General features: G+C 56.9%; 32 protein-coding genes. 10 read left to right on the top strand and 22 right to left on the bottom strand.

Features of this window, described 5'->3' with window-relative positions:
* Position 1 precedes the first annotated feature (1 nt).
* The 8 genes from L0Y14_RS01960 (at position 2) to L0Y14_RS01925 (ending at position 7,920) form a co-directional block, all read left to right on the top strand.
* Positions 2-379 carry a response regulator gene (locus L0Y14_RS01960; RefSeq protein ID WP_005960928.1) on the top strand — a complete coding sequence of 126 codons (378 nt, stop codon included), beginning with the start codon at positions 2-4 and terminating at the stop codon, positions 377-379.
* A 22-nt stretch (positions 380-401) separates the two neighbouring features.
* On the top strand, positions 402-1,598 hold the full coding sequence (locus L0Y14_RS01955) for a GGDEF/EAL domain-containing response regulator (RefSeq protein WP_006473533.1): 1,197 nt from the start codon (positions 402-404) through the stop codon (positions 1,596-1,598).
* Positions 1,599-1,669: 71 nt separating this feature from the next.
* On the top strand, positions 1,670-1,846 hold the full coding sequence (locus L0Y14_RS01950) for a hypothetical protein (protein ID WP_006473532.1): 177 nt from the start codon (positions 1,670-1,672) through the stop codon (positions 1,844-1,846).
* A 470-nt stretch (positions 1,847-2,316) separates the two neighbouring features.
* Entirely contained in the window at positions 2,317-3,114 is a 798-nt protein-coding gene (rsmA, locus tag L0Y14_RS01945; protein WP_005960931.1) for a 16S rRNA (adenine(1518)-N(6)/adenine(1519)-N(6))-dimethyltransferase RsmA, read from the top strand.
* Between the two features lie 74 nt (positions 3,115-3,188).
* Positions 3,189-3,629 (top strand): VOC family protein, encoded by a 441-nt coding sequence (locus L0Y14_RS01940; RefSeq protein ID WP_006473531.1) that lies wholly within the window; start codon positions 3,189-3,191, stop codon positions 3,627-3,629.
* A gap of 65 nt (positions 3,630-3,694) precedes the next feature.
* Complete coding sequence (gene lon, locus L0Y14_RS01935) at positions 3,695-6,088, top strand: endopeptidase La (protein ID WP_006473530.1); 2,394 nt, start codon at positions 3,695-3,697, stop codon at positions 6,086-6,088.
* Between the two features lie 106 nt (positions 6,089-6,194).
* Entirely contained in the window at positions 6,195-7,394 is a 1,200-nt protein-coding gene (locus L0Y14_RS01930) for an NnrS family protein (protein WP_005960934.1), read from the top strand.
* A 199-nt stretch (positions 7,395-7,593) separates the two neighbouring features.
* The gene (locus tag L0Y14_RS01925; RefSeq protein ID WP_005960935.1) at positions 7,594-7,920 is read left to right on the top strand and encodes a sulfur globule family protein; all 327 of its coding nucleotides are present in this window, start codon (positions 7,594-7,596) and stop codon (positions 7,918-7,920) included.
* A gap of 310 nt (positions 7,921-8,230) precedes the next feature.
* On the opposite strand, the gene ssb is transcribed toward L0Y14_RS01925, so the two are convergent.
* Both ssb and L0Y14_RS01915 read right to left on the bottom strand, forming a co-directional pair.
* Complete coding sequence (gene ssb / locus L0Y14_RS01920) at positions 8,231-8,677, bottom strand: single-stranded DNA-binding protein (RefSeq protein WP_006473528.1); 447 nt, start codon at positions 8,675-8,677, stop codon at positions 8,231-8,233.
* A gap of 105 nt (positions 8,678-8,782) precedes the next feature.
* A complete protein-coding gene (locus L0Y14_RS01915) occupies positions 8,783-10,168 on the bottom strand; it encodes an MFS transporter (RefSeq protein ID WP_005960937.1) in 1,386 nt (461 codons plus the stop codon).
* A 145-nt stretch (positions 10,169-10,313) separates the two neighbouring features.
* Here L0Y14_RS01915 and uvrA point away from each other — a divergent pair, with 145 nt between their 5' ends.
* Together uvrA and L0Y14_RS01905 are read left to right on the top strand one after the other, a co-directional pair.
* Positions 10,314-13,130: an excinuclease ABC subunit UvrA gene (gene uvrA, locus L0Y14_RS01910; protein ID WP_005960938.1), complete on the top strand. Its 2,817-nt coding sequence runs from the start codon at positions 10,314-10,316 to the stop codon at positions 13,128-13,130.
* A 111-nt stretch (positions 13,131-13,241) separates the two neighbouring features.
* Complete coding sequence (locus L0Y14_RS01905) at positions 13,242-14,738, top strand: O-antigen ligase family protein (protein ID WP_005960939.1); 1,497 nt, start codon at positions 13,242-13,244, stop codon at positions 14,736-14,738.
* A gap of 726 nt (positions 14,739-15,464) precedes the next feature.
* Here the strand turns inward: L0Y14_RS01905 and rplQ are convergent.
* From rplQ to rplP, 20 genes are all read right to left on the bottom strand, one after another.
* Positions 15,465-15,863: a 50S ribosomal protein L17 gene (rplQ, locus tag L0Y14_RS01900; protein WP_005960940.1), complete on the bottom strand. Its 399-nt coding sequence runs from the start codon at positions 15,861-15,863 to the stop codon at positions 15,465-15,467.
* A 41-nt stretch (positions 15,864-15,904) separates the two neighbouring features.
* A complete protein-coding gene (locus L0Y14_RS01895; protein ID WP_005960941.1) occupies positions 15,905-16,903 on the bottom strand; it encodes a DNA-directed RNA polymerase subunit alpha in 999 nt (332 codons plus the stop codon).
* Between the two features lie 21 nt (positions 16,904-16,924).
* The gene (gene rpsD, locus L0Y14_RS01890) at positions 16,925-17,545 is read right to left on the bottom strand and encodes a 30S ribosomal protein S4 (protein WP_039959877.1); all 621 of its coding nucleotides are present in this window, start codon (positions 17,543-17,545) and stop codon (positions 16,925-16,927) included.
* Positions 17,546-17,561: 16 nt separating this feature from the next.
* Positions 17,562-17,951, bottom strand: coding sequence for a 30S ribosomal protein S11 (rpsK, locus tag L0Y14_RS01885; RefSeq protein WP_039959886.1), 390 nt, complete (start codon positions 17,949-17,951; stop codon positions 17,562-17,564).
* Between the two features lie 28 nt (positions 17,952-17,979).
* Complete coding sequence (rpsM, locus tag L0Y14_RS01880) at positions 17,980-18,336, bottom strand: 30S ribosomal protein S13 (protein ID WP_005960944.1); 357 nt, start codon at positions 18,334-18,336, stop codon at positions 17,980-17,982.
* Between the two features lie 109 nt (positions 18,337-18,445).
* The gene (gene rpmJ / locus L0Y14_RS01875) at positions 18,446-18,559 is read right to left on the bottom strand and encodes a 50S ribosomal protein L36 (RefSeq protein WP_005960945.1); all 114 of its coding nucleotides are present in this window, start codon (positions 18,557-18,559) and stop codon (positions 18,446-18,448) included.
* A gap of 45 nt (positions 18,560-18,604) precedes the next feature.
* The gene (gene secY, locus L0Y14_RS01870; protein ID WP_006473518.1) at positions 18,605-19,927 is read right to left on the bottom strand and encodes a preprotein translocase subunit SecY; all 1,323 of its coding nucleotides are present in this window, start codon (positions 19,925-19,927) and stop codon (positions 18,605-18,607) included.
* A gap of 21 nt (positions 19,928-19,948) precedes the next feature.
* On the bottom strand, positions 19,949-20,383 hold the full coding sequence (gene rplO, locus L0Y14_RS01865) for a 50S ribosomal protein L15 (RefSeq protein WP_006473517.1): 435 nt from the start codon (positions 20,381-20,383) through the stop codon (positions 19,949-19,951).
* Between the two features lies 1 nt (position 20,384).
* A complete protein-coding gene (gene rpmD, locus L0Y14_RS01860; protein WP_005960948.1) occupies positions 20,385-20,573 on the bottom strand; it encodes a 50S ribosomal protein L30 in 189 nt (62 codons plus the stop codon).
* A 3-nt stretch (positions 20,574-20,576) separates the two neighbouring features.
* The gene (gene rpsE, locus L0Y14_RS01855) at positions 20,577-21,083 is read right to left on the bottom strand and encodes a 30S ribosomal protein S5 (RefSeq protein ID WP_005960949.1); all 507 of its coding nucleotides are present in this window, start codon (positions 21,081-21,083) and stop codon (positions 20,577-20,579) included.
* 12 nt (positions 21,084-21,095) lie between these two features.
* Positions 21,096-21,452, bottom strand: a complete 357-nt coding sequence (gene rplR, locus L0Y14_RS01850; protein ID WP_005960950.1) for a 50S ribosomal protein L18 — start codon at positions 21,450-21,452, stop codon at positions 21,096-21,098.
* A gap of 12 nt (positions 21,453-21,464) precedes the next feature.
* Positions 21,465-21,998: a 50S ribosomal protein L6 gene (rplF, locus tag L0Y14_RS01845; RefSeq protein WP_005960951.1), complete on the bottom strand. Its 534-nt coding sequence runs from the start codon at positions 21,996-21,998 to the stop codon at positions 21,465-21,467.
* 14 nt (positions 21,999-22,012) lie between these two features.
* Positions 22,013-22,408, bottom strand: a complete 396-nt coding sequence (rpsH, locus tag L0Y14_RS01840; RefSeq protein WP_005960952.1) for a 30S ribosomal protein S8 — start codon at positions 22,406-22,408, stop codon at positions 22,013-22,015.
* A 102-nt stretch (positions 22,409-22,510) separates the two neighbouring features.
* On the bottom strand, positions 22,511-22,816 hold the full coding sequence (rpsN, locus tag L0Y14_RS01835; protein ID WP_005960953.1) for a 30S ribosomal protein S14: 306 nt from the start codon (positions 22,814-22,816) through the stop codon (positions 22,511-22,513).
* A gap of 8 nt (positions 22,817-22,824) precedes the next feature.
* Entirely contained in the window at positions 22,825-23,364 is a 540-nt protein-coding gene (gene rplE, locus L0Y14_RS01830; protein WP_005960954.1) for a 50S ribosomal protein L5, read from the bottom strand.
* Positions 23,365-23,377: 13 nt separating this feature from the next.
* A complete protein-coding gene (gene rplX / locus L0Y14_RS01825; RefSeq protein ID WP_005960955.1) occupies positions 23,378-23,698 on the bottom strand; it encodes a 50S ribosomal protein L24 in 321 nt (106 codons plus the stop codon).
* Between the two features lie 10 nt (positions 23,699-23,708).
* Complete coding sequence (rplN, locus tag L0Y14_RS01820; protein ID WP_005960956.1) at positions 23,709-24,077, bottom strand: 50S ribosomal protein L14; 369 nt, start codon at positions 24,075-24,077, stop codon at positions 23,709-23,711.
* 47 nt (positions 24,078-24,124) lie between these two features.
* Positions 24,125-24,385, bottom strand: coding sequence for a 30S ribosomal protein S17 (rpsQ, locus tag L0Y14_RS01815; protein ID WP_005960957.1), 261 nt, complete (start codon positions 24,383-24,385; stop codon positions 24,125-24,127).
* Positions 24,382-24,582: a 50S ribosomal protein L29 gene (gene rpmC, locus L0Y14_RS01810; RefSeq protein WP_006473512.1), complete on the bottom strand. Its 201-nt coding sequence runs from the start codon at positions 24,580-24,582 to the stop codon at positions 24,382-24,384. The genes rpsQ and rpmC overlap by 4 nt, the downstream gene beginning before the upstream one ends.
* Complete coding sequence (gene rplP, locus L0Y14_RS01805; RefSeq protein ID WP_006473511.1) at positions 24,582-24,995, bottom strand: 50S ribosomal protein L16; 414 nt, start codon at positions 24,993-24,995, stop codon at positions 24,582-24,584. Before rplP ends, rpmC begins: the two co-directional genes overlap by 1 nt.
* Positions 24,996-24,998: the final 3 nt, after the last annotated feature.

Genomic DNA, 24,998 nt, shown 5'->3' with positions numbered 1-24,998 from the left:
AATGGACAAACCACGTCTGATTGCCGTTGACGATGAATTGGAGATGGCTGCCATGATTGCAGAAATCGCCGAGATGGCAGGATTTGAGTCGGAGGTGTCTAGCAGCGCAAAGGCGCTTCTGGATGCGGAAGCCGAATGCCGCCATGATGTGATCGTGATCGATCTGTTCATGCCAGATACCGACGGCTTTGAACTGATCAATGCGCTGGCCAATCGGGGGTGCACCGCCACCATCATCATGGTCAGTGGATACGATAAGACCCTGCTCAGGGGCGCAGGCAAGATCGCCAAGGCAAACGGACTGAATCTGCTGGGCACACTCACCAAACCCTTTCGTCTGGATGATGTCGAGGCGCTGTTGCGCAAGGCAATTGACTGAAAGGGGCACTGGGACTTTGGCCATGGCTGACAAGAGAAAATTGCTGGTAATCGATGATGAACCAGATATCGGTGCCTTTGTGCGTGATGTCGCCCTAGATGTTGGCTACGATGCGGTTGCCGCTCACCTGCCCGGCAGCTTCGAGCAGGTCTACTCGGACGACCTCGATGTCATCGTGCTGGATCTGATCATGCCCGGACGTGACGGGGTAGAACTCCTGCGCATCATGGCCGAGCAGAGGGCAAACGCCTCGATCATACTGATCAGCGGCTACGACACAGGTGTGCTTCACTCAGCGCAGAAACTAGCATCCGAGCAAGGTCTGCATGTCGTCGGTACCTTGACCAAGCCGATTCGCTACACGGAACTGGAGGAGATGCTTAACACCATAGCATTCCCGTCTCGAAACAAACCGTTCGATGCAATCGAATTCCTGGAGTTACCCACCGAACAGGAACTGCATCTGGCCCTCAACAATGGCGAGTTGGAGCCCTTTTTTCAGCCACAACTGAGGTTTTCCAACAACTCACTGATTGGAGTCGAGGCCCTGATTCGCTGGCGCCATCCAGACCGCGGACTGCTCGGGCCGAATATCATCATCCCTCTGGCGGAACAGTCCGGCTTGATGGATAGACTCGCTGCCGAGGTGCTTCAGCAATCGTTCAAACAGGCCGCTGAGTGGCTGCGCGCCGGCCTGAAGACACGCGTTGCCATCAACATGGCACCCTGTAACTTCAAAGATCTCGACCTACCGGAATGGATGGATAAAAAGATCAGGCAGTATGGCCTAGGACCAGACCAGATCACCCTGGAGGTCACCGAAACCACCCTGATGCAGGAGTTGATAAAATCCCTCGACATCCTGACCCGACTAAGAATGAAGCAGGTCAAACTCTCGATCGATGACTTCGGCACCGGTTATTCATCACTGGTGCAGCTACACCGCATCCCGTTTTCTGAGATTAAAATCGACAAATCCTTTGTCATGCGTGCCACTGCCGACAAGGAAGCACTGGCCATCGTCAAGATGACCATCCTGCTGGGCCACGAACTGGGCATGAAGGTGGTTGGTGAAGGTATCGAGGACCAGGCGACCTGGGACCTTCTGACAAGCCTTGGCTGCGATGTCGCGCAAGGCTACTTCATTGCCAAACCGATGCCTGGCTGGCAATTGCTTGAATGGGCCATGAAACAGAATAATTCAAACCTGAATCATTGAGTTTTTTCGAAACGATTCACTGAAAGATTCAACGTGACATTGTTTGTCATATTTTACCGATGTAACAATCGATGAGCTTTCTGTGCGCACCCAACACCACACTGCTCAGCACCGCCAACCTGCTGGTGGATGCCCTCACTGCATACGGCATAGGCCCATCCAACTTTCTGCATCAACCTGGGGGCCAACCGGGGCAGTATACCGACCCCAACGGTCATGTCCCGGTCGCCCTGATGCAGCACGGCTGAAGGCTGGCAGTCGAACTGAGCGGCGATCCCTGCTTCGGCCTCAGTCTGGCGGGAGTGGTACAGCCTGCATCGCCACACGACATCGGCCTGTCGATGATCAGGAGGCTCAGGACTACCTAAAACAGTTCGATGCGCAGAGCCTCCACGTCCGGGACGGTGAACGGATCATCGAACTGCTACCCGCCAGCGAACTCAATGAAACCCGGCTGGCTGGCAGCCTGGGCATGAGGCTGCGCAATCTGCAGCGGCAGTTGAAACATGTCGGCTGCCCGGCCACACATCGTATCGGTCAACCACACCACAGTTAGCCTCCCCCTTCCTCTACGCCTACCGTCACACATGAAGGGCTGCCTGAGCTGACTATGGCACCATTGTCTCGGCCGACTATGATTGTGACGCTGAGCTTCAAGTCGGTAGATTTGCTGGTATCGTTTATCTAGCAAAAACAACAACGGCAAAAAGGTACCCCAGTGACCCACAAAGCTAGAAAAAGATTCGGCCAGAACTTCCTGCACGATCCAGGCATCATCCAGCGCATCATTGATGCGATTGCCCCACGCCCAAACGACAACCTGGTGGAGATCGGCCCAGGCCAGGGCGCAATCACCCGCGAATTGCTGCGGCGCTGCGGAACGCTGCAGGTGGTGGAGCTGGACCGAGATCTGATCGGCCCGCTGGCCGACAGCTGTGCGACACTGGGCGAGCTGACGATCCACAGCGCCGATGCGTTGAAGTTCGACTTCACTGCCCTGGCCAGCCCCGAGCGGCCATTGCGGGTAGTGGGCAACCTGCCTTACAACATCTCCACCCCGCTGTTGTTTCATCTGCTGAGCCAGGCGGCGCAGATCAGCGATATGCACTTCATGCTGCAGAAGGAGGTGGTGGAACGCATGGCTGCCGGGCCAGGCTCCAAGACCTATGGCCGCCTTTCTGTGATGCTGCAGGCAAAGTGTCGTGTCACCCCCCTGTTTCTGATCGGTCCCGGCGCCTTCAATCCGCCACCTAAGGTCGACTCCGCATTTGTCCGTCTCGAACCATTCAGTGAACCGCCGTTGGCGATCGAAGACCAGGCCCTGTTTGCCCAGCTAGTCGCCCAGGCCTTCTCCCAGCGGCGCAAAACCCTGCGCAACAGCCTGCGCAACTGGCTCACGGCGGAGCAAATCGAAGCTGCCGGCGTCGACCCAACCATCCGACCAGAGCAACTTTCACTGGAAGCCTTCGTGGCTCTTGCCAATCTCGCTTGTAAAGTAGAGCGCCCGCCCCAATAGATTTGCAGATGCCGCTTCGAAATGTGGCGACGTTGACATAACCTGTTAGCCACATAATCGTGGGGAGATGCGAGATGCCCAACAATCCGCCAGAGCAAATGCCGAGAGTGACGCCCTACCTCTTCTACAATGACCCCGGCGACGCCCTGGAGTGGCTCGCCCGGGTGTTTGGCTTTGAGAAACGTCTTGAGATGCCCGCCCCCGACGGCAGTATTGCCCATGCCGAGATGCAGTACCAGGACGGCGTCATTATGCTGGGCCCCGCCAACCAGGAACGTGGAGGCTACAGCCCGGCCGGGCTCGCCGGCGTCACCCAGAGCCTCTATATCTATGTGGATGACGTGGAGGCCCACTATGTCCAGGCCAAGGCCGCCGGCGCAGAAAAGATCACGGAACCGATGGATATGTTCTGGGGCGACCGGATGTACACTGCCGAGAATCTGGAGGGTCATCAATGGAGCTTTGCCGAGCACCTCGAGGATATCGCACCTGAAGATATGCAACCAACCTTCTGATCAATCAAAACCGGCAGATGACGCTCAGCTCCGACGTCATCTGCCACAGCAGCACAGCAATCACTATGCCTAAATCCCCCAGCAACGCCGATGACAATATCGAGTTGGCAAACGAGCAGCCCCTGGCCCGCCCCAACGAGCTGCTCCCCGCCACCATCCACCTGTTGCCGGTCACCACCCGCCCCTTCTTTCCCGGCCAGGTGGTACCGCTATTGATGGAGACCGCCCACTGGACCTCGACCATGCAGGCGGTGGGCAAGACCGAACAGAAGATCCTCGGCGTGGTGCTGGCCCGCTCAGCCAACGCCGAGGTCACCACGCCAGATCAGTTCTCCGCCGTCGGCACCGCCTGCCGTATCCACCGGGTGCAGGAGTCGGAGGGGCGGCTGCAGATCCTGGTGGAGTGTCTGCAGCGCTTCCGCATCGAGAATTTTCTCAGCAGCGAGGCACCGTTTCGCGTCCAGGTGCACTACCTGCCGGAGCCAGGCAAACAGCCCAACGATGAGATTAAGGCCTACGGCATCGCCATCATCAACACTATCAAAGAACTGCTGCCACTCAACCCACTCTACGCCGAGGAGCTGCGGGTGTTTCTCGAACGCTTCGGCCCGGACGACCCCTCCCACCTGACCGACTTCGCCGCCAGCCTCACCACCTCCGACAAGCTGCAGCTACAGAAGGTGCTCGAGAGCGTCGAGCTATTGCCGCGCATGGAGAAGGTACTGGAGCTGCTACACCAGGAACTGGAACTTGCCAAGGCCCAGGTGGAGATCCGCAAGAGCGTCGAAGAGCGCATGCAGACCCAGCAGCGCGAGTTCTTCCTGCACGAACAGCTGAAGGTGATCCAGCAGGAGCTGGGCATAGAGAAGGATGACCGCACCGCCGAGCTGGAGAAATTCCAGCAGCGACTGGAGAAGCTGAAGCTGACCGAGCAGGCCGCCGCCCGGGTCGAAGAGGAGATGGACAAACTGGCGGTGCTTGAGACCGGCTCGCCGGAGTATTCGGTGACCCGCAACTACCTCGACTGGATCAGCCTGCTGCCCTGGGGCGTCGACTCTCAGGACAAACTCGATCTGGGCTTCGCCCGCAAGACCCTCGACAAGGACCACTACGGTCTCAGCGATGTGAAGGAACGCATCCTCGAGTTCCTCGCGCTGGGCATCATGAAGGGGCAGATCGCCGGCTCGATCATCCTGCTGGTAGGTCCACCCGGGGTCGGCAAGACCTCCATCGGCCACTCCGTCGCCGAGGCGCTGGGACGCAAGTTTTTCCGCTTCTCGGTGGGCGGCATCCGCGACGAGGCGGAGATCAAAGGCCATCGCCGCACCTACATCGGCGCGATGCCGGGCAAGTTCATTCAGGCAATGAAGGAGGTGGGCACCGAGAACCCGGTGATCATGCTCGACGAGATCGACAAGGTCGGTGCCAGCTACCAGGGCGATCCCGCCTCGGCGCTGCTCGAAGTGCTCGATCCGGAGCAAAACTCCGACTTTCTCGACCACTATCTGGATCTGCGCTTCGACCTCTCCAAGGTGCTCTTCATCTGCACTGCCAACCAGCTCGACACCATCCCGCGGCCGCTGCTCGATCGCATGGAGCTGATCTCGCTCTCCGGCTATATCACCAGCGAGAAACTGCAGATTGCCCGCAAATATCTGCTGCCGCGCCAACTCGAGCGGGCCGGCTTGAAACGCCGTGACATCAAGCTCGGTAGCCCGGCGATCCGCGCCATCATCGAGGGTTACGCCCGCGACGCCGGAGTGCGCCGGCTAGAGAAAGAGCTCGGCAAGATCGTGCGCAAGTCGGTGGTGAAAATCCTCGAGGGCACGCCACGCCCGATCGAGATCGGGCCGGACGAACTGGCGGAGTACCTCGGCGGCCCGCTGTTCCGCGACGAGCGCAACCTGAGCGGCGCCGGCGTGGTCACCGGTCTGGCCTGGACCGCGATGGGCGGCACCACCCTCAGTGTGGAGGCGGTCAGAACCCACGAGTTCAACCGCGGTTTCAAGCTCACCGGCCAGCTCGGCGACGTGATGCGCGAGTCGGCGGAGATCGCCTATGGCTATCTGGTCAGCCATGCAAAAGCCTTCGGCGTCGCCCCCGACTTCTTCAAGACCGCATTCATCCACCTGCATGTGCCGGCCGGGGCGACCCCCAAGGACGGCCCCTCCGCCGGCATCACCATGGCCTCCGCGCTGCTCTCGCTAGCGCGTGATCGGCCAGTGCGCCACATCGCCATGACCGGCGAGCTGACCCTCACCGGGCAGGTCTTTCCGGTGGGCGGAATCCGCGAGAAGGTGATCGCGGCACGCCGTGCCGGGATCCGCGAGCTGATCCTGCCGGCCGACAACCGCAGCGACTTCGACGAGGTGCCGGAGCATATCCGCAAGGGGCTGAAGGTCCACTTTGCCAGCACCTACGAAGAGGTGATTCCCCACCTATTCCGCGGCAAACCCTGAAATCCACCGGGTCTTGGCCTCTGTCTGTTTGATGGGAGTCAATGCCTCAGCGCATACCGGCTCCTATGCTTGCGCTCCCAATCCGATTGGCGATGAGAATAGTTAAATGGCAGTGATCCCCCTGGGCGAACGCCCCCCCCGCAACGAACCACAGCATGGCATAGTCCCGTTCGCATTGGGCTTCCGGCCCTTTTTTCTGATGGCGGCGCTTGCTGCGATCACTCTGCTGCCATTGTGGCTCGCCACTTGGCTGGGGACCCTCCCCCCTTCCGCCTACTACGGCCCGATTACCTGGCACAGCCATGAGATGTTATTCGGCTACAGTGGAGCAGTGATCGCCGGCTTCCTGCTCACTGCAGTGCGCAACTGGACCGGCATCGATACGCTCACCGGGAGACCACTGGCGGCACTCACACTGGTGTGGCTAGCCGCACGCATCGCACCCTTCATCCCGGGGCTACCCGGAGCCGTGATCGCTGGGCTCGACCTGCTGTTCCTGCCGCTCTTCATGTGGGCCCTCTACCAACCGCTGATGCGGGCGCAGAATCGCCGCAATCGACTGTTTCTGCCACTACTCGGGCTAATGCTGCTGGCCGACCTGCTGATCCACATGGAGCTACTGGGGCTACCCGGCAGCATCACCCGTGGCACAGATCTGATGCTCAACAGCGTGCTGCTGTTACTAATCTGGGTGAGTGGGCGAGTACTACCCTTTTTCACCGAGAAGGCGGTCGCTGAGGCACGGCCTCGCGACAATCAGCGCCGCGAGCAATTCGTATTCGCTTCAGCCGGCCTGTGGATCCTGCTCAACCTGCTCTGGCCCCAGCCACTGCTGTTGGCGGCGAGTGCGCTGTTGGTGGCGGGCACTCAGGCCTGGCGCTGGCGCGACTGGCACCATCTACAAGTCTGGCGGATACCGATCCTGGCGGTACTGTTTAGCGGCCTCGGCTGGATCATCCTCGGTTTCCTGCTGGAGACGTTTGCCGCACTTGGTCTGTTCCCTGGCAATCTGGCGCGGCACGCCCTCACCGTAGGCGGGGTTGGCGTCCTGACCCTCGGCATGATGGCACGGGTCTCGCTGGGCCATACCGGCCGCGAACTGCTTGCCCCGAGCACCGCCATCTGGGCATTTGCGCTACTCAACCTCGGCGCAATCATCCGGGTTTTTATGCCGGCTATTGTGCCCTCCAGTTACACGCTGTGGATCACCCTGTCAGGCACGCTCTGGACCACCAGCTTCCTGCTGTTCGCTATTACCTACCTGCCGATTCTGTTGCGACCACGTGTCGACGGGCGTCCCGGCTAGAGAAGAGGTGTTACGCTCTGCTCTTGCGGTCTGAAGCACCGCCTCCCCCATAGAGAATGAATTAGAAAGGAAATTCTTATCGCGGGAAAAATATTTGACAATTTCATTATTTACTAATATTCTTTTGCACCTATGAAGGCACGTAGTATCCGCTTTCACTAGTTTTGAGATTCATCACCAACCTACTGAGGATACACAGATGAAAAAGATCGTTAAGATTGCTTCCGTTGCTGCTCTGCTCGTTGCTTCCGCTTCCGCTTCCGCTTGGTGGGGTGGCCCTTGGAACAACAGTGGTTGGAACGACAACAACTGGATGGGTGATGGCGCCGGCGACGGTTCTTTCAATTTCAACATGAGCGGCAGCGCCCGTGGCAACGGTTACGGTAACGGCTACAACCGTTACAACGGCTACAACGGTTACGGCTACCCCTACTACGGTGCTCCCTATGGTGCCCCTTACGGTGCTCCGGTTGCCCCTTACGGCGCTCCCGTTGCTCCTCAGGCTCCGGCAGCCCCGGCCAAGTAATCACCTTGGTGAATGCTTGAGTTAACGGCACCACTTCGGGCGCCGGCGACAGGGGCGGACCTTTGGGTCCGCCCCTGTGCGTTTGGGGACAAAAAATTTCCAGTTTACGCAACGGAGGCGGCAGTAGCAGCCTGCCGCGGCGCTACATCTGGCCCTGATCAATATCTATCGAGCGCCCGACCAGCGCCAACTTCGTTGCGAGCGCGCACGCCATCCGACGTGCGCGCTTTTTAGTTCTGTCCGCCCCAACGCAAAAAAACGGAACCCCGCAGGATTCCGTTTCACATCGCCTCACTTCAGTCTAGCGGCATCAGAAGGGGATGTCGTCGTCGAAGTCGTTGTCGGGCATGGATGGCGAAGGCTGAGGCGCCGCTGCCGGCTTTGAGGCGGGTGCGCCGGAGTCGAATGCCGCGCTGCCACCACGGCTGTCGAGCATCTGCATATCGTTGCCGACGATCTCAGTGGTGTAGCGATCCTGCCCATCCTGGCCCTGCCACTTACGGGTCTGCAGCCGCCCTTCGACATAGACCTTGGAGCCTTTCTTCAGGTACTCAGCAGCGATCTCCGCCAGGCGATTGAAGAACACCACCCGGTGCCACTCCGTGCGCTCCTGCTGCTCACCCGTGTTTTTGTCCTTCCATGAATCAGATGTTGCAACCGTCACATTGGTCACCGCGCCGCCGGAAGGCATATAGCGGGTCTCAGGATCACGCCCCAGATTACCGATGAGAATTACCTTGTTTATACCTCGTGCCATCTTTCCCCCTATCCTCTCCCGCAAATGCAGCGTCCCTGCCTTCGCGTGAGCTATAAATTGAGTTTTGTTGCCATCGCCGGGATCCCGGCAGCCAAGCGTGGGAGTTTACGCCTGCTCTGCGCAATATGCATCCAAGGCCGACTCATCGAACAGAGCAAGATCAACCTTGAGATAGGCGATGCGGTCTTCCGGGATCACCACCGCCTGCGCAACCCCAGCCACCCCGCTCAGCTCTTTCTCCAGCAGCGCGGCATCATCATCCTCCAGTTCCCCCACCGGCAACAGGAAATTACTCAGATAGTTCGGATCCGACATGCCCCAGGCGATCAGCAACCAGAGCGTCGAGATGCCACCACAAAAGAAAAACACTCCCTCGACACCATACTGGCTGTGGACCCAGCCGCCCAGCAGGCCACCGATGAAAGCGCCGGTAAACTGGGAGCTGGAGTAGACTCCCATGGCTGTGCCCTTGCGTTCTCCCGGCGCTACCTTGGCTACCAGCGACGGCAGTGTCGCCTCCAGCAGGTTGAACGCGATAAAGAACAGCAGTAGTGCCAGCACCAAGCCGGCAAACAGATCACGCATCAATGCCATTGCCAGGCCGGCCAGGGCCAGCGCAGCCACCGCACCGATAAAGACCGGCCGCATCTTGCGCTTACTCTCGGCGATGATGACAAACGGCACCATTGCTGCCATCGCCACCAGCATCACTGGCAAATAGACTTGCCAATGGGAGTCGCTGGCCATGCCCAAATCCCGCAGCGCCAGGGGAAAGGCCAGAAACAGCGCCGTTAGTGTCATGTGCAGGATGAGGATCCCCAAGTCCAGTCGCACCAGCTCGGGATCCCGCAGCACCTTGCCGAACTGCCCCGGCACCGCCTCCGCATCGCGGTGGAATTCGCTCTTCTGCGGTGTCGGCACGACAAACAGCACCACGCCTACGCCCAGCAACGCCAGTATCGAGGTAAGCCCGAAGATCCCCGGCACGCCGATCCAGCTGTTCAGCACCGGCCCCAGCACCAGCGAAACGGCAAAGGCGGCACCGATGCTCATGCCGATGATCGCCATCATGCGCAGGCGGCGCTGCTCACGGCTCAGATCCGCAGCCAGCGCCATAATCACTGCAGCGATGGCACCACTACCCTGCAACGCGCGACCGGCAATGATCCCCCAGATAGTGTCAGCGGAGGCCGCCACCGCACTGCCGCAGGCAAAGATCAACAAGCCGGCAATGATCACCGGTTTGCGGCCGATGCGATCGGAGAGCATACCGAAGGGGATCTGCAGCACTGCCTGGGTCAGACCGTAGACGCCGATCGCCGCCCCCACCAGCATCGGCGTCACTCCAGCCACGCCCTCCGCATAGAGGGCGAACACTGGTAGGATCAGAAAAAGTCCCATCATGCGCAGCGAGAAAATCCCCGCCAGAGAAAACGCGGCGCGCCGCTCCAGAGGGTTTAGGCCCTGCCCCTCTCCGCTACTCTTTGCCATCTCAGATCCGCTTTGCCTCTACAAATAAAGAGCGCGTATAGTAGCAGGTTCGCCTGAATCGTTGTTGCAAAAGACCGGCTGGAATCGGGGGTAATAGGCGCCGCGCGCCGCCTCCCAGATCGACCGGAAGCCTAACCAGAGAGCTATGGATACCATCCAAATCCGCGGCGCGCGGACCCACAACCTGAAGAATATCGACCTGACCCTGCCGCGCAACAAGCTGATCGTGATCACCGGGCTCTCCGGCTCCGGCAAATCCTCGCTGGCTTTCGACACCATCTATGCGGAGGGGCAGCGACGCTACGTGGAATCGCTCTCCGCCTATGCCCGGCAGTTTCTTTCACTGATGGAGAAGCCCGATGTGGACCACATCGAGGGGCTCTCACCGGCGATCTCCATCGAGCAGAAGACCACCTCCCACAACCCGCGTTCCACCGTCGGCACCATCACCGAGATCCACGACTACCTGCGGCTGCTATTCGCCCGCGCCGGCACGCCACGCTGCCCGGAGCACGACACTCCGCTGGAGGCCCAGACCATCAGTCAGATGGTCGATCTGGTGCTGGCGCTGCCCGAGGGGAGCCGGCTAATGCTGCTGGCGCCGGTGATCTCGGAGCGCAAGGGCGAGCACCATAAACTGCTCACCGAGATGCATGCCCAGGGGTTTATCCGCGCCCGCATCGACGGCGAACTGTTCGAGCTGGATGAGGCCCCCGAGCTTGAGCTGCACAAAAAACACAACATCGAGGTGGTGGTCGACCGTTTCAAGGTACGCCCCGATCTGCAGAGCCGTCTGGCCGAGTCCTTCGAGACCGCGCTCAATCTCGCTGGCGGCCTGGTACGGGTCGCAGCGCTGGATGGCGGCGGCGAGGAGCTTATCTTCTCCTCCCGCTTTGCCTGCCCGCAGTGCGGTTATAGCCTAAGCGAGCTGGAACCCCGGCTGTTCTCCTTCAACAATCCGGTGGGGGCCTGCCCCACCTGCGACGGGCTCGGCGTGGAGCAGTTTTTCGACCCAGACAAGGTAGTCGCGCACCCCGAGCTGTCACTGGCCGGCGGCGCGGTGCGCAGCTGGGACCGGCGCAATACCTACTACTATCAAATGATCAGCTCGCTGGGCAGACACTACGCATTCGATCCCGAAACGCCGTGGCAGGAGCTGCCGCGGCCGGTGCAGAAAAAGATCCTCTACGGCAGTGGCAACGAGTCGATCGAGTTCAGCTACTTTAATGAGCGCGGGCGTTCGACCCGCAAGACACACCCCTTTGAGGGGATCATCCACAACATGTCGCGCCGCTATCGGGAGACCGATTCGAATGCAGTCCGCGAGGAGCTGGCGCACTACATCTCCAGCCAGCCCTGCCCGGAGTGCAAAGGCACCCGCCTCAACCAGGCGGCACGCCATGTGTTTGTCGCGCACAACACCCTGCCTGAGATCAGCGCAATGCCGATCGGCCAGGCGCTGAGTTTTTTTCAGCAGCTAGCGCTGCCCGGCAAACGCGGCAAGATCGCGGACAAAATCGTCAAGGAGATCGATCAGCGTCTCAGCTTTCTGGTCAATGTCGGGCTCGACTACCTCACCCTCGACCGCAGCGCCGAAACCCTCTCCGGCGGCGAGGCGCAGCGCATCCGCCTGGCAAGCCAGATCGGCGCCGGCCTGGTCGGCGTCATGTACGTGCTGGATGAGCCCTCCATCGGGCTGCATCAGCGGGACAACGCGCGACTGCTCAACACCCTCACCTATCTGCGAGATCTGGGCAATACGGTGATCGTGGTGGAGCATGATGAGGATGCGATCCGCAGCGCTGACCATGTGGTCGACATCGGCCCCGGCGCCGGCGAGCATGGCGGCCAGATCATCGCCCAGGGTACCGCCGAAGAGATCACCGCAGTCGAGCACTCGCTCACCGGCCAATATCTCTCCGGTCAGCGCAGCATCGCCGTTCCCACCGAACGCTATGCCGGACGTGACGGCGAGTTTCTGCAGGTAACCGGGGCCTGCGGCCACAACCTGAAGCAGGTGACGCTCAGCATTCCGGTTGGCACCTTCTGTTGTGTTACCGGCGTTTCAGGATCCGGCAAGTCGACCCTGATCAACGACACCCTCTACCCTATCTGCGCCGCCGAACTGAATGGCGCCAATAGCTCACCGGCAGCCTATGAGTCGATCGAAGGGCTGGAGCACTTCGACAAGGTGGTCGATATCGACCAGAGCCCGATCGGTCGCACACCGCGCTCCAACCCGGCCACCTATACCGGGCTGTTCACGCCGATCCGCGAACTGTTTGCCGGCACCCAGGAGTCCCGCACCCGCGGCTACACCCCGGGGCGCTTCTCCTTCAACGTCAAGGGCGGCCGGTGCGAGGCCTGCCGTGGCGATGGCGTGATCAAGGTGGAGATGCACTTTCTGCCCGACGTCTATGTGCAGTGCGATGTCTGCAAGGGCAAGCGTTACAACCGCGAGACCCTGGAGGTGAAGTACAAGGGCAAGTCGATTGACGAGGTACTGGCGATGACGGTGGAGGAGGGGCTGGCCTTTTTCGATGCGGTGCCAGTGATCAAACGCAAGCTACAGACCCTGATGGATGTGGGGCTCTCCTATATCTCCCTCGGGCAAAACGCTACCACCCTCTCCGGCGGCGAGGCGCAGCGAGTCAAGCTCTCCCGGGAACTCTCCAAGCGCGATACCGGCAACACTCTCTACATCCTCGATGAACCGACCACCGGGCTGCACTTCCACGACGTGAATCATCTGCTTGCGGTGCTGCACCGGCTGCGTGACCACGGCAATACGGTGGTGGTGATCGAGCACAATCTCGACGTCATCAAGACAGCTGACTGGATCATCGACCTGGGCCCGGAGGGTGGTAACCGAGGGGGCGAGATTCTGGTAGAGGGCACCCCAGAAACCGTCGCCGCCCACCCCGATTCCTATACTGGGAAGTTTCTTGCCAGCTATTTGTGACACCCCTAGTAATTAGGGGAATCTCGGGCTTCAAATTTCAAGCGCTTAGCCTGACAATGCTGGACTGGAGTCCGCTTTGATCTAGCCTTCACCAACAAGAGTCGAAAGCCGATGCGTGTAGCCCTAATCTGGATGATTGTCGCTTTTTTCAGCGTCTACGCTTGGCGCGACTGGTTCAAGACCCTCTGTTTTCTGGTTGTACTGATGGCCTTTGTCGAGCGTCCGGACATGCCAAAGGCCGTGGCTGGCATCCCCGGCCTCAACCCCTGGAATCTGCTCTTCGCATCGACCTTTCTCGCCTGGTTTTCCGCCCGCGCCAGGGAATGGAAGGCCCCTAAACTTCCCATATCGATCCGTTTCTATCTAGTCTGGTACCTGGCCATCATCGTCGCCTCTTATCTGAGGGGCGCCGGGGATTCCGCCATCCTCAACGAATATTCTTTACTGGTTGGCCGCCGCGACTTTTTCACTGGGCAGAGCCTATTTATCGATGACATCATCAATGTACTCAAATATGTCGCTCCAGGCATAATGTTTTACTATGGCACCAACGACAAGACCCGCATGCAGTGGGCGCTCGCATCCGTTCTGATAATGAATCTATTGCTTGCCTTGCAGGTAATCCGCTGGATGCCGGTAAGCACCCTCGTCGATGGTGATCTACTGCAGAAGCGCGCCGTGCGCGTCATTGACCGTGAGATCGGTTACTTTCGCAGTGATGTAGCTGTGCTGCTCTCCGGTGCTGCTTGGGCCTTTTTCGCCTTGATCCAGCTCTCTAAAAGTTCACTCAACAAGACATTTCTGGTGCTCTCCAGCATGGCTTGCGCACTTGCTATCGCACTGACCGGCAGCCGCATCGGCATGGGTAGCTGGATGGGGGTGGCATTCATTCTGGCCTGGTACCGCTGGCGAAAATTCTTTTTCATCACGCCGCTGGTGGTTATGACCATTGCCGTCACTATTCCGTCGGTGACCGAACGCTTCACAGAGGGCTTCACCCAGGATACCGCGGATAACCGCAACGCTGAACTCGACAGCGGCGGACCAGTTAAAGCGGACGACATGGACCTCTATACGGTCACCTCCGGTCGCACCGAGATCTGGCCCTTTGTCATCGAAAAGATCGCCGAGCAGCCGATCTGGGGACATGGACGACACGCCATGATCCGCAGCGGTATTGCACCCTTCCTCTGGAATTCCTATCACGAGTCATTCCCTCACCCACACAACGCCTATCTTGAGCTGACCCTCGATAACGGCCTGCTATTCTCGATCCCCATCTTTATCTTCTTTCTGATTATCGTGATAAAAAGTCTCACCCTGTTCAGGGACAAGACAGACTCCTTCAATATGGCAATAGGCGGCGGCAGCCTGGCGTTTACAGTCAGCCAGCTGTTTGGCGCTGTTGCTGGTCAGTCTTTCTACCCAATGATCAGTCAGGTCAGCATGTGGGTGATGATCTTTCTTATGTTGCGGGTCTCTCTGGAGCGAAAAAACCGGAACCTTTCTGACGCCAACCTGAATACTGAAGCGCCACCAAGTAACTCTGAGAGGCACATTCCCGTTGGTCGCAAACGACGTTACAACATCCACAACCCTCCCTGGTAGGCTATCAGACCCGCATAAGCATCATCTCGATAGCTTGATGCCCTCAGCGTGCCTGACCATCTTTACGTATCGATATGCCCCATCACAACATGGGTCATAAAACATCTCAATCAGCGGCTCAAAGCACAGGATAAGTCGCACATTGATTAATCTTACCCAGGGAGTCTGAACGAATCGTGGACTCACACCTTAGGTCCAGAATCCACCGCTTTGTCGTCGTATTCATCCATGTAGGCGAGGAGCGTGCGCTGGAACAGAAGTTTTGCCAATCTCAGCAACCGCTCCTGCGTTACTATTGACAGACTGTTCCCGCCGTCTGCCCCCCCCCACTCTTGGGTCATACCTCCTGCACCCCAAGGGCCCTTCCTTCTGGGCGCATCCTTGCAGTCGCTCACAATAGCCTGCAATTACACCGCACAAGGATATGCGAGTGTCGCCGCGACAGGAGTCATTGAGCGACCCTGTGATCAGCGCATTAAATCGATGAATTCTCCATCCCAATCTGCTTCGTCCAGATTCATTCCGAGGCTACCCACTCGGTGATGCACAGGAAGCAGTTCGCTCAAGATCTCCCTCTCCATCTTCAACTGCTAGGTTGGCAGTTTTTTAGCATACCCATAAAAACAAAGCCCCCACCAAACGGTGAGGGCTTTATCAGCAGCCGGGATACTAAAGCTGCTCTTGACCGGCTCTTGGCTGGAGCAGGAGCAAAACTTAGCGAAGACTTTACTCTTCAGTCGCTTCCATCTCTTCAGCCTCATCCACCTCAGGACGATCGACCAGCTCGACATAGGCCATAGGCGCCTTATCTCCGCTACGATAGCCGCATTTTAGGATGCGCAGATAGCCACCTGCGCGCTCCTTGTAACGCGGCCCCAGCTCGGCAAACAGCTTGCCAACAGCCGCATCATCACGCAGTCGTGAGAATGCGAGACGACGCTTCGCAACAGAGTCGGTTTTTGACATGGTGATCAGCGGTTCTGCCACGCGGCGAAGCTCTTTCGCCTTCGGCAAAGTTGTCTTAATCAGCTCATGATTGATCAGCGACACTGCCATATTGCGGAACATCGCCTTGCGATGGCTGCTGTTTCGGTTCAGTTGCCGCCCTGATTTGCGATGACGCATGGATCGACTTCCTTCAATTCTTCGTTTAACAAATAGGTAGATCAGTGAGCGAAATGCTCATCAATGCTCTCGGGTGGCCAATGCTCCAAGCGCATGCCAAGAGAGAGGCCCCTGCGGGCCAGCACATCCTTGATCTCGGTGAGTGACTTCTTGCCCAGATTCGGGGTCTTGAGCAACTCAACCTCGGTGCGCTGAATCAGATCACCGATAAGAAAAATGTTCTCGGCCTTCAGACAGTTTGCAGAACGAACCGTCAGCTCCAGATCATCAACCGGACGCAACAAGATCGGATCGATCATCGGCTCTTCCGGTTCAGCAGTCGCTTCAGCTGCCTCCGCCTCAAGATCAACAAAGACAGAGAGCTGATCTCTGAGAATGCCTGCCGAGCGTCGGATCGCTTCTTCCGGATCAATAGTGCCATCGGTCTGCAATTCGATAACCAGACGATCCATATTGGTGCGCTGCTCAACACGCGCAGATTCGATCGAATAAGCCACACGTCTCACTGGACTAAACGACGCGTCAAGCTGCAACATACCGATCGGTCGATCTTCACCCGCCGAACTCTGTCGAGCAGTCGACGGCTGATAACCGCGCCCACGCTTGACCGTGAGAGTCATATTGATCTCGCCACTCTTGGTAAGAGTAGCAATATGCAGATCCGGGTTTGCGATCTCAATGTCATGATCAAGGGTAATATCCCCAGCACTGACAACTCCTGGTCCCTTCTTCTGCAGCCGCAAGACCGCTTCGTCCCGGGAGTGCATCACCAATGCAACCTGCTTCAGATTGAGCAGGATCTCCAGCACATCCTCCTGAACACCCTCTATCGCGGTGTATTCATGCAGGACGTCCTGAATCTCCACCTCAGTAATCGCACTGCCTGGCATAGAGGAGAGCAAGATACGACGCAAGGCATTCCCGAGCGTGTGCCCAAAGCCTCGCTCAAGCGGTTCCAGGATAACTTTTGCGTGAGTTTCACTGAGCGCCTGCACATTCACTATGCGTGGCTTCAGGAACTCCATAACGTTATCTACCATGAATAAACCTCTCGATTGGGCTTACTTCGAGTACAACTCGACAACGAGTTGTTCATTAATCTCTGCGGGAAGGTCAGCCCGATCCGGCACACGCTTAAAAACGCCCTTCATCGCCTTGGGATCAACCTCAACCCAATCCACAAACCCATATTGCTCTGCCAATGACAAGGCACCCTGTATGCGGACTTGCTTCTTGGCTTTCTCGCGAATGCTGACCTCGTCCTCAGCCTTGATCTTGTAAGATGCAACGTTAACGACACTGCCGTTGACTTCAATCGCCTTATGACTAACGAGCTGACGCGCTTCAGCACGAGTTGAGCCAAAACCCATCCGGTAAACGACATTGTCGAGACGGGTCTCAAGCGCCTGCAGGAGGTTTTCGCCAGTCGCACCTTTAGCCTGCGCCGCAGCCTTATAGTAGTTGCGGAACTGATTCTCCATCACGCCGTAGATACGACGAACTTTCTGCTTCTCGCGGAGCTGAAGCCCATAATCGGAGATACGGCGACGACGATCACCTGACTGCCCAGGAACCTTCTCCATGTTGCACTTGGAGTCGAGAGAGCGCATGCGACTTTTGAGGAATAGGTCAGTTCCCTCGCGACGACTCAGCTTACATTTTGGACCGATATACCTTGCCATGTTTAGACTCCAGTGCTCAGACCCGACGCTTCTTCGGTGGACGGCAACCATTGTGAGGGATGGGGGTCACATCAGAGATGCTGGTGATCTTGAACCCTGCATTATTAAGCGCACGTACCGCAGACTCGCGTCCCGGACCGGGGCCTTTCACGTTTACATCAAGGTTTTTAACACCATACTCTTTGACCATCTGACCAACCCGATCAGCCGCCACCTGAGCAGCAAAAGGGGTGCTCTTTCGGGACCCGCGAAAGCCTGATCCACCAGCAGTTGCCCATGCCAGTGCATTGCCCTGACGATCGGTAATCGTGATGATTGTATTATTGAACGAAGCGTGAACGTGCGCTACGCCATCGCTCACTGTCTTCTTGACTTTCTTTCGGGAACGGCCGCTTGCTTTTGCCATCATCTGTTCCTGCGAGTTCTAAATCGACTTATCGTTTGATCGGACGACGCGGCCCCTTACGGGTGCGTGCATTTGTCTTGGTACGCTGACCACGCAACGGCAGACCACGGCGGTGACGGATGCCGCGATTACAGCCTAAGTCCATCAGACGCTTGATGTTCATTGAGACTTCACGACGAAGATCACCCTCGACTGTGAATTTTGCGACTTCAGAACGAATCGCCTCCAACTGAGCCTCGCTCAACTCGAGGATCTTTGTGCTGGGCGCAATACCCGTTGCTTCACAAATACCAGCTGCGCGAGTACGGCCAACGCCATAAATTGAAGTCAGCGCGATTATCGCGTGCTTGCGATCAGGTATATTGACTCCTGCGATTCGAGCCATTTTTCTCGTCTCCTGCTTTTCTCAAGCAAATTTCGTTTGGCGGAAACGCGCAATTATGCCAATTTAATGAGACCCAGTCAAGAGCCTTATGGCTGCGCGTGGCTCAGATTTAGCCTTGGCGTTGTTTGTGCCGGCCTTCCTTACAGATCACACGCACTACACCGTTGCGGCGAACAATCTTGCAATTGCGACACATCTTTTTTACTGATGCACGAACTTTCATATCTTTGCTCCAAAAAACTTGACTGAACCGATTCAGCTCAATCGATCACTTCTTTCTGCCGCCTTTGAGGTTAGCCTTCTTCATCAACCCCTCGTACTGATGCGACATCAAATGGGCCTGAATCTGAGCCATAAAATCCATCACTACGACAACAATGATCAACAGAGATGTACCGCCAAAATAGAATGGGACATTCCATCCGACGATTAAAAATTCCGGCAACAAGCAAACAGCAGTAATGTAGATTGCACCAGCAAAGGTCAGCCGGGACATTACGCCGTCGATGTATTTTGCAGTCTGCTCGCCTGGTCGGATGCCCGGGATAAACGCACCAGAGCGCTTCAGATTATCGGCCGTCTCTTTTGAATTAAAGACCAGCGCTGTATAGAAGAAGCAGAAGAAAATAATCGCTGCTGCATAGGCCATCACGTAGACCGGCTCACCTGGCGACAGCTTTGAAAAAATATCCTGTAGCCAGCGCGTCTCCTCGGAATTCCCGAACCACTGCCCAAGCGTCGCTGGAAACAGGATGATGCTTGAAGCAAAGATCGGCGGAATCACGCCAGCCATATTCAGCTTAAGCGGCAGATGAGAACTCTGCGCCTGCATCAGGCGCCGTCCCTGCTGTCGTTTCGCATAGTTGACGGTAATCCTTCGTTGCCCTCGCTCGACGAACACAACGAAGCCGGTGACGGCAATTGCCAATGCGAATAACACCAGGATCGTCAAAACGTTCAATTCACCGGTACGTGCCAACTCAAGCGTGCCACCGATGGCGGACGGCAACCCGGCCACGATACCGGCAAAGATGATCATTGAGATGCCATTACCAATTCCGCGCTCCGTGATCTGCTCACCAAGCCACATCAGGAACATGGTTCCAGTCACAAGCGAGACAGCCGCCGTAACGACAAAACCCACACCCTGTTGGGCCACCACCGACTGACCACCAATCGACTGACTCTGCAGTGCGATCGAAATACCAACCGCCTGAAAGCTAGCAAGCACAACTGTTCCATAGCGCGTGTACTGCGTGATCTTACGGCGGCCCGCCTCACCCTCTTTTTTCAATTGCTCCAGTTTTGGAAGCACCGAGGTCATCAACTGCATGATGATAGAGGCAGAGATGTACGGCATGATGCCAAGCGCAAACAGACTGGCGCGCTCAAGCGCACCACCCGAGAACATATTAAACATGTCGAGGATCGAACCCTGCGCCTGCTCAAACAGGGCAGCAAGTGCAACCGGATTCACACCAGGCACCGGAATAAAGGTACCGATCCTAAATACCAGCAACGCACCGGCAACGAAAAGCAGCCGCTGACGCAATTCGGTCAGTCGCCCCATACCGCCAAGCGAGTTTAACATTGCCGATCCTTGCTTTGACATTTACGCCTCGATCTTTCCGCCTGCAGCCTCGATAGCCGCTGCGGCTCCTTTGGTGGCCTTAATGCCAACAATGGTCACGGGACGCTCAACATTGCCGGATGCAATAATCTTCACCCGCTTAACGGAACGATTGATGAGATTCGCTTTTTCCAAAGACTCGAGAGTGACGACATCGCCCTCGACCTTGGCCAGTTCACTCAGCCGAATCTCAGCGGTAGTCATGCCGACACGGGAACGAAAACCAACCTTCGGCAGGCGCCGTTGCAGCGGCATCTGACCACCCTCAAAACCAACCTTATGAAACCCACCGGAGCGGGACTTCTGCCCCTTATGGCCGCGGCCACACGTCTTACCAAGACCGCAGCCGATGCCACGACCCACACGCTTCCGGTCACGCTTTTGCCCACTATCTGGGCGCAAATCGTTGAGACGCATCTCAGGACTCCTCAACCTTTACCATGTAAGACACCTTGCCCGCCATACCACGCGTACAGGGAGTATCCTCGACCTCTACCGTATGGTGCATGCGACGCAGGCCTAAACCACGCACACAGGCCTGGTGGCTAGCAAGACGCCCATTCATGCTCCGCACCAAGGTAACGCGCATCATCTTCTTATCTGACATGACTTACCCCAGAATCTCTTCAACTTTCTTGCCACGCTTGGCCGCCACAGATTCAGCATCCGTCATATCGGCCAGACCATTGATGGTTGCACGCACTACGTTGATCGGATTGTTGGTGCCAATACACTTGGCCAGCACATTGTGAACACCAAGCACCTCAAAAACCGCACGCATCGCGCCACCGGCGATGATGCCAGTACCTTCAGAAGCGGGCTTCATGAAGACATTGGCAGCGCCATGACGCCCAACCAGCGGATACTGAAGCGTATCGCCACTAAGCCTGACCTTGACCATGTTTTTGCGTGCCGATTCCATCGCCTTCTGAATCGCAATCGGAACCTCGCGAGCCTTGCCGGTACCAAAACCGACGCGACCCTGACCATCGCCGACAACAGTCAGCGCGGAGAAACCGAACTGACGCCCACCCTTTACCACCTTGGCAACACGATTGACGTTGATCAGCTTTTCGAGGAGCTCATCACTCTCAGGCTTTGTATTGAAATTTGCCATCTTTCAGCTCCGTTAAATCTTCAGGCCAGCTTCGCGTGCCGCATCGGCCAGCGCCTTGACCCGACCGTGGTAGCGAAAACCGGAACGATCAAAAGCAACCTGATCAATGCCAGCCGCTCTAGCTCGCTCGGCAATGAGCTTTCCGACGACGGCGGCCGCATTTGTATTACTGGTCGCCCCATCAATCTGCTCAGCAACCACTTTGTCCAGGGTCGAAGCGCTCGCCAGGGTCTCACCACCACTCGGCGCGATCACCTGTGCATACATGTGACGAGGTGTCCGGTGGATTGTGAGGCGATGAACACCCAGTTCGCGAATTTTCGCGCGAGTGCGGCGACCACGTCGAATACGTGCTTGTTTCTTGTCCATCGATCTACCCTACTATTTCTTCTTGGCTTCTTTACGAACCACGAGCTCATCCGAATAACGAACGCCCTTACCCTTGTAGGGCTCTGGCGGACGAAAAGCACGAATCTCCGCAGCTACCTGCCCAACTCGCTGCTTATCAAATCCAGTAAGGATGATTTCAGTTGGAGAAGGAGTTGCAGCATCCACCCCATCAGGCAAGGAATAGTCGATGGGGTGTGAGAAACCGAGACTGAGATTCAGGCTTTTGCCTTTGGCCTGGGCACGATAACCCACACCAACCAGCTCTAGCTTACGCTCGAAGCCCTGACTCACCCCAACCACCATATTGTTAAGCAACGCCCGCATGGTTCCGGCCATTGCCCATGAGTCTTTATCTTCTACCTTCGGCGACACCCGCAGCTCACTATCTTCCTGGGAGATCGCAACCAGATCGTGCACTGTCAGCTCCAGAGCGCCTTTTGCGCCTTTCACCGAAACAACCTGATCCGCAACTTTCAGCTCCACACCAGACGGAATAGCAATCGGACTCTTTGCAATTCGAGACATTTTCCAATCCTCCGCTAGGCAACAAAGGCAATCACTTCACCGCCCTGCCCAGAAGCCCGGGCCGCACGATCGGTCATAATGCCTTTCGATGTGGAGATGATTGCAATGCCCAAGCCACCACGAACATTCGGCAACTCGCCGCGCCCCTTGTAAACTCGAAGGCCCGGACGACTGACACGTTTGATAAGATCAATAACCGGACGGCCCTCAAAGTAGCGCAACTCAAGCACTAACTGGGGCTTGCCGTCGTTCTCTTCGACTCTGGCATTCTGGATGAAACCTTCATCCTGGAGGAGATTGGCGATCGCCAACTTCATCTTGGAGGCGGGCAGCTTAACATCAGATTTGTTCGCTGCTTGACCATTACGGATACGCGTAAGCATATCCGCGATGGGATCTGACATACTCATTTTGTGCTCCTCGGGTCAGCCCGCCTTTAGGGCGCGATACCCGCGTGCAAAACAGTTAACGGGCCCTAGATGGGCCCGCAAATAAAGACGCGCAGTCTATACTTACCAGCTTGCTTTTACAAGCCCAGGCACATCGCCACGCATAGCCGCTTCACGAAGTTTGTTGCGAGCCAGACCGAACTTGCGATAGTAGCCGTGCGGACGGCCAGTTACCCGGCAGCGGTTGTGCTGACGACTCGGGCTTGCGTCACGTGGCAGCCTCTGCAGCTTGACCACTGCCTCTTCCACCTGCTCATAGCTGCTACTGGGATCATCGATGATCTTCTTCAGCGCAGCTCGCTTGGCGGCATACTTTGCTACCGTACGTGCACGCTTATTTTCGCGTGCGATCATGCTCTTCTTTGCCATATCCGTACTCAGTTCTTAAACGGAAATTTAAACGCTTCCAACAAGGCACGCCCCTCTTCATCAGTGCGCGCTGTTGTTGTGATAGTGACATCCAAGCCACGCAGGGTATCAACCTTGTCGTAGTCGATCTCAGGGAAGATGATCTGTTCCTTTACGCCCATGCTGTAGTTACCACGACCGTCAAAAGACTTGGCACTCAGCCCGCGGAAGTCACGAATACGTGGAATCGCAATGCTGATCAGTCGGTCGAGAAACTCATACATACGCTCACGCCGCAGAGTCACCTTGCAGCCGATGGGCCAGCCTTCACGAACTTTGAAGCCAGCAATCGACTTACGCGCGTGAGTAATGATCGCCTTCTGGCCAGCGATCTTTTCCATATCACCCACGGCAAACTCGAGAACCTTTTTATCACCAATCGCCTCACCGACACCCATGTTCAGGGTGATCTTGGTAATGCGCGGAACCTGCATGACACTGTTGTATTTGAACTTGTCCATCAACTGCTGGACAACAGCGTCGCTGTAATGTTGCTGTAATCTTGACATCGCCAGTTACGCCTCAGATATCCACAACTTCGTTGTTGGACTTGAACACCCGCACCTTGCGGCCATCATCCAGGGTCTTGAACCCAACCCGGTCACCCTTGCCGGTTTCCGGATTGTAGAGCGCGACATTGGAGATATGCAGGGGCATCTCTTTATCGAGAATACCGCCAGGCTCTCCTTTCGCTGGATTCGGCTTAGTGTGCTTTTTAACCATGTTGATGTTCTCTACAACAACACGATCCCGATCGAGCATGCGGATCACAGTTCCGCGCTTGCCCTTGTCTTTTCCGGTAACAACGATGACCTCGTCGCCCTTTTTGATCTTGCTAGCCATTGTTATCGCCTCACAGCACCTCGGGAGCGAGCGAAATGATCTTCATAAAACGCTCACTTCGCAATTCACGGGTAACAGGGCCAAAGATACGTGTACCGATTGGCTGATACTGGTTGTTAAGTAATACAGCCGCGTTGGTATCAAAGCGGATGATTGAACCATCCGGACGACGAACACCCTTTTTGGTGCGCACCACGACGGCGTTGTAAACGTCGCCCTTTTTAACCTTACCGCGTGGAATTGCATCCTTAACGCTTACTTTGATGATGTCACCGATCCCCGCATAACGGCGATGCGAGCCACCCAGTACCTTGATGCACTGGACGCGTTTGGCCCCGCTGTTATCGGCAACATTCAGGCTTGTCTGCATCTGAATCATGTTTCTGCCCTATGCTTTGTATTCGTTCGGCAAAAAATTGCAGCCGATCAGCTGGCACGCTCGATGATCTTCACCAGGCGCCAACGCTTGGTCTTCGACAGCGGACGACATTGCTCCACCATCACAGTATCACCGGAGTTGCACTCGTTACTCTCATCATGCGCATGCACCTTAGTGGAACGGCGCACGAACTTACCGTAGATCGGGTGTTTCACTCGACGCTCAACAACGACAGTGATGGACTTATCCATCCCGCTGCTGACCACTTGCCCGACCAAGGTGCGGTTGCTGGCTTCTTGTTCGCTCATGATGCGCTGCCTGCCTTCTGCTCGTTCATTACCGTTTTAATTCGTGCGATCTCCTTGCGGACCGCATTCATGCGGGAGGGACGCGAAAGCTGCCCGGTTCCCTTCTGCATGCGCAGATTGAATTGCTCTTTCAGCAGTTCCTCAAGAGTTGACTGCAACTCTTCGGAACCCTTTCCTCGCAGTTCACTTGCCTTCATCACATCACCGTCCGTTTTACGAAAGTGGTGGACACAGGCAGCTTCGCAGATGCCAGCGCAAATGCCTCACGAGCCAGCTCTTCCGAGACACCTTCGATCTCGTAGAGCATGCGCCCTGGCTGAATCTGAGCAACCCAGTACTCCACATTACCCTTACCTTTACCCTGACGTACCTCGAGAGGTTTTTTGGTAATAGGCTTATCAGGAAAAACCCGAATCCACAGCTGTCCACCACGTTTCACATGGCGGGTAATTGTGCGTCGGGCTGCCTCAATCTGGCGAGCAGTAATACGGCCACGCCCAGTGGATTTCAAGCCAAACTCGCCAAACGAGACACTGCTACCTGTGTTGGCAAGGCCGCGGTTGCGACCCTTGTGCTGCTTTCGGAATTTGGTACGTTTTGGTTGTAGCATTTC

The organism is Candidatus Endoriftia persephonae (assembly GCF_023733635.1).
Lineage (GTDB): Bacteria > Pseudomonadota > Gammaproteobacteria > Chromatiales > Chromatiaceae > Endoriftia > Endoriftia persephonae.
Note: the sequence above shows the minus strand (reverse complement) of the source record. Positions and strands in the feature narration are given on the sequence as shown.

Coding starts and splice junctions, on each gene's coding strand:
- rpsQ (WP_005960957.1), bottom strand. CDS start 24,385: ATGAGCGAACAAGAAGCCAGCAACCGCACCTTGGTCGGGCAAGTGGTC.
- L0Y14_RS01905 (WP_005960939.1), top strand. CDS start 13,242: ATGCGTGTAGCCCTAATCTGGATGATTGTCGCTTTTTTCAGCGTCTAC.
- rpsN (WP_005960953.1), bottom strand. CDS start 22,816: ATGGCAAAGAAGAGCATGATCGCACGCGAAAATAAGCGTGCACGTACG.
- L0Y14_RS01930 (WP_005960934.1), top strand. CDS start 6,195: ATGGCAGTGATCCCCCTGGGCGAACGCCCCCCCCGCAACGAACCACAG.
- rplQ (WP_005960940.1), bottom strand. CDS start 15,863: ATGCGTCATCGCAAATCAGGGCGGCAACTGAACCGAAACAGCAGCCAT.
- lon (WP_006473530.1), top strand. CDS start 3,695: ATGCCTAAATCCCCCAGCAACGCCGATGACAATATCGAGTTGGCAAAC.
- uvrA (WP_005960938.1), top strand. CDS start 10,314: ATGGATACCATCCAAATCCGCGGCGCGCGGACCCACAACCTGAAGAAT.
- rplF (WP_005960951.1), bottom strand. CDS start 21,998: ATGTCTCGAATTGCAAAGAGTCCGATTGCTATTCCGTCTGGTGTGGAG.
- rplO (WP_006473517.1), bottom strand. CDS start 20,383: ATGCGTCTCAACGATTTGCGCCCAGATAGTGGGCAAAAGCGTGACCGG.
- rplP (WP_006473511.1), bottom strand. CDS start 24,995: ATGCTACAACCAAAACGTACCAAATTCCGAAAGCAGCACAAGGGTCGC.
- L0Y14_RS01915 (WP_005960937.1), bottom strand. CDS start 10,168: ATGGCAAAGAGTAGCGGAGAGGGGCAGGGCCTAAACCCTCTGGAGCGG.
- rplX (WP_005960955.1), bottom strand. CDS start 23,698: ATGGCTAGCAAGATCAAAAAGGGCGACGAGGTCATCGTTGTTACCGGA.
- rpmC (WP_006473512.1), bottom strand. CDS start 24,582: ATGAAGGCAAGTGAACTGCGAGGAAAGGGTTCCGAAGAGTTGCAGTCA.
- rpsK (WP_039959886.1), bottom strand. CDS start 17,951: ATGGCAAAAGCAAGCGGCCGTTCCCGAAAGAAAGTCAAGAAGACAGTG.
- rpsH (WP_005960952.1), bottom strand. CDS start 22,408: ATGAGTATGTCAGATCCCATCGCGGATATGCTTACGCGTATCCGTAAT.
- rpsM (WP_005960944.1), bottom strand. CDS start 18,336: ATGGCTCGAATCGCAGGAGTCAATATACCTGATCGCAAGCACGCGATA.
- L0Y14_RS01960 (WP_005960928.1), top strand. CDS start 2: ATGGACAAACCACGTCTGATTGCCGTTGACGATGAATTGGAGATGGCT.
- L0Y14_RS01895 (WP_005960941.1), bottom strand. CDS start 16,903: ATGGTAGATAACGTTATGGAGTTCCTGAAGCCACGCATAGTGAATGTG.
- rpmD (WP_005960948.1), bottom strand. CDS start 20,573: ATGTCAGATAAGAAGATGATGCGCGTTACCTTGGTGCGGAGCATGAAT.
- rplE (WP_005960954.1), bottom strand. CDS start 23,364: ATGTCAAGATTACAGCAACATTACAGCGACGCTGTTGTCCAGCAGTTG.
- L0Y14_RS01940 (WP_006473531.1), top strand. CDS start 3,189: ATGCCCAACAATCCGCCAGAGCAAATGCCGAGAGTGACGCCCTACCTC.
- rplN (WP_005960956.1), bottom strand. CDS start 24,077: ATGATTCAGATGCAGACAAGCCTGAATGTTGCCGATAACAGCGGGGCC.
- rpmJ (WP_005960945.1), bottom strand. CDS start 18,559: ATGAAAGTTCGTGCATCAGTAAAAAAGATGTGTCGCAATTGCAAGATT.
- rplR (WP_005960950.1), bottom strand. CDS start 21,452: ATGGACAAGAAACAAGCACGTATTCGACGTGGTCGCCGCACTCGCGCG.
- rpsE (WP_005960949.1), bottom strand. CDS start 21,083: ATGGCAAATTTCAATACAAAGCCTGAGAGTGATGAGCTCCTCGAAAAG.
- L0Y14_RS01955 (WP_006473533.1), top strand. CDS start 402: ATGGCTGACAAGAGAAAATTGCTGGTAATCGATGATGAACCAGATATC.
- ssb (WP_006473528.1), bottom strand. CDS start 8,677: ATGGCACGAGGTATAAACAAGGTAATTCTCATCGGTAATCTGGGGCGT.
- rpsD (WP_039959877.1), bottom strand. CDS start 17,545: ATGGCAAGGTATATCGGTCCAAAATGTAAGCTGAGTCGTCGCGAGGGA.
- L0Y14_RS01925 (WP_005960935.1), top strand. CDS start 7,594: ATGAAAAAGATCGTTAAGATTGCTTCCGTTGCTGCTCTGCTCGTTGCT.
- L0Y14_RS01950 (WP_006473532.1), top strand. CDS start 1,670: ATGAGCTTTCTGTGCGCACCCAACACCACACTGCTCAGCACCGCCAAC.
- secY (WP_006473518.1), bottom strand. CDS start 19,927: ATGTTAAACTCGCTTGGCGGTATGGGGCGACTGACCGAATTGCGTCAG.